The 2,148-nt window shown below is 57.1% G+C and carries 2 protein-coding genes; both read right to left on the bottom strand.

What is annotated here, in order from left to right; genetic code table 11:
- Nucleotides 1-195: 195 nt before the first annotated feature.
- A complete protein-coding gene (locus JX360_RS17240) occupies nt 196-1,035 on the bottom strand; it encodes a response regulator transcription factor (RefSeq protein WP_244353456.1) in 840 nt (279 codons plus the stop codon).
- Entirely contained in the window at nt 1,013-1,954 is a 942-nt protein-coding gene (rsmI, locus tag JX360_RS17235) for a 16S rRNA (cytidine(1402)-2'-O)-methyltransferase (protein ID WP_244353454.1), read from the bottom strand. Before rsmI ends, JX360_RS17240 begins: the two co-directional genes overlap by 23 nt.
- Between the last annotated feature and the right edge of the window lie 194 nt (nt 1,955-2,148).

Raw genomic sequence — 2,148 nt, 5'->3', positions numbered from 1 at the left:
AATGGGTGCGGTCGGCTCAGGGGATGGGGTAGTTGGCAATCCCCTGAACTCCATGAATACTCCACAGCTTCAAGCTGTGGGGGGCTAGAAGGGAGAATCCCCCGGTTTCTAACCGGGGGAGTGTCAAAGATTCATGATTTGGAGTGTTTCAAGCCCCTGCGGGGGCTTTTTTGTTGGATCTTTAATATTTCTTGATTATTCTTGATTACGCTTGTTGTAACTGCTGCTCCTCTCCTGAGTCTCTGAAACCGGCCCGTTCCTCCCTGCAGGCAAGGGATGGGAAGTATCGGGGGAAACCAGTCCAAAGCGATACCCCTTGCCATACACGGCATGGATCAACTCCGCTGACCCTGGTAGGCGGATGCGACGGCGCAACAGGCGTACCTGGGCAGCTAAGACATTGCTACTCGGTGGTTCCTCCCCGGCCCATACCTGTTCGTAAATTTGATCATGGGTTAATAACTGACCGGGATGGGTCATGAAATACTCCAGCAAACGAAACTCCTTCTGGGAAAGGTTAATCATTTGCCCCTGACGATAGGCAGTCTGGTTTTCTCGATCCAACTCCAGATCCCCCATTTGCAACCGTGGGATCCCTTCTGGGGATCCAGCCCGCCGCAACAAGGCCCGCACCCGCGCCAACAGCTCCCGCAACGCAAACGGTTTTACCAAGTAATCATCCGCACCCGCATCCAATCCTTCCACTCGGTCATCCAGGGTATCTTTGGCGGTTAAAAACAGGATCGGTGTAGTCGGATCCGCCTGCCGTACCCGCTGACACAGGGATAGCCCAGAAATCTCAGGCAGCATCCAATCCAAAATCAGCAAATCAAAGGACTCCGTCCCGCCGGCGCGATGGGCAGAATAAGCCGGGGAGGCACTGACGTTGCCTTCTGCCAGGGATCCCGTCTGTTGCAGCAGTGCCCAAGCCCGCCCACCGTCATAGGCCACCTCCACCCTGTAGCCCTCACGGGTCAATTGCTGGGCCAGAGAATCCGCCAGTTCTACCTCGTCATCCACCAGCAAAATCCGCATCATCGCTTTCTGAATCGATTTCTGAGAAGCAAGGTTCTGAGTGCTCTGCATCCGCAGCATTCATTTCCAAAGACAGATCGTACAGACGTCGCCGCGTCCAAATTGGGGATCCCTGCAAATGCTGGGCCAATTGACGACTGGCGCTGGACCGAGACAAGCCTTGGGCCAGCAACTGAGCCAATTCCTGTCGGATCTCGGTTTCTGAGGGCGAGTTTTCTGGGTCATGGTCTAAGTTGACAGCCCCTTCGATCAAGAGGGTGAACTCGCCACGGGGAGGCTGAGTGTTGAGATGCTCCAGGGCTGCAGCCAGGGATCCCCGCCAAAAGGTTTCGTGGAGCTTGGTGAGCTCCCGCGCCAGAACCACCTGCCGTTCCGGGCCGAAGCAGGCGCTCAGATCCTGCAGGGTTTGGCGAAGGCGGTGCGGGGCTTCGTAGAAGATCAGGGTGCGCGGTTCTTGGGCCAACTGCCGCAGATGGGCTTGCCGCTGGCGGGTTTTGCTGGGCAGAAACCCTTCAAACACAAAGCGCCGCGTCGAAAGACCGGAGGCGATCAAAGCTGTGATGGCAGCCACAGGGCCAGGGATGGGCACCACTGGGATCCCTGCCTGGAGACAAGCGCGCACCAACTCCTCCCCCGGATCGGAAATGGCCGGTGTCCCAGCATCGCTGATCAACGCCACCGACTGCCCCACTGACAAGTACCCCAATAATTCCGGGATCCGTTGAGCAACATTGTGCTCGTGATAGCTAATCAGCCGGGCTGAGATCTGAAAATGCTTCAGCAACTGGCCGGAATGGCGAGTATCTTCTGCTGCCACCCAATCCACTTCTTTGAGGATGCGCAGGGCGCGCAGGGTAATATCTTCGCGGTTGCCGATCGGGGTGGCCACCAAGTAAAGTCTGGCGGTGGCGTGTTCCATCAAAACCTCCGGGGTACTCCCGCCACAGCGCAGCTTGGCGGTGAAGGGGAATAGGAGAGGCAATCTCTGGGGTATGCGCTTCGCGCAGGCTGCGCCAACGATGCCCCGGAGATTGCCTGACCTGGAGTCATGACACTAAGCTACGCTGACCCTGTGATACTCACTTACCAGTACAAACTTAACCCGACCGACAG

The sequence above is a fragment of the Thermostichus vulcanus str. 'Rupite' genome, assembly GCF_022848905.1.
Lineage (GTDB): Bacteria > Cyanobacteriota > Cyanobacteriia > Thermostichales > Thermostichaceae > Thermostichus > Thermostichus vulcanus_A.
The sequence above is the reverse complement of the archived record's forward strand: the minus strand, read 5'-3'. Positions and strand labels throughout refer to the sequence as shown.

Excerpts from the sequence above, each read along its gene's own strand:
- JX360_RS17240 (WP_244353456.1), bottom strand. The coding sequence starts at position 1,035 with ATGCGGATTTTGCTGGTGGATGACGAGGTAGAACTGGCGGATTCTCTG.
- rsmI (WP_244353454.1), bottom strand. The coding sequence starts at position 1,954 with ATGGAACACGCCACCGCCAGACTTTACTTGGTGGCCACCCCGATCGGC.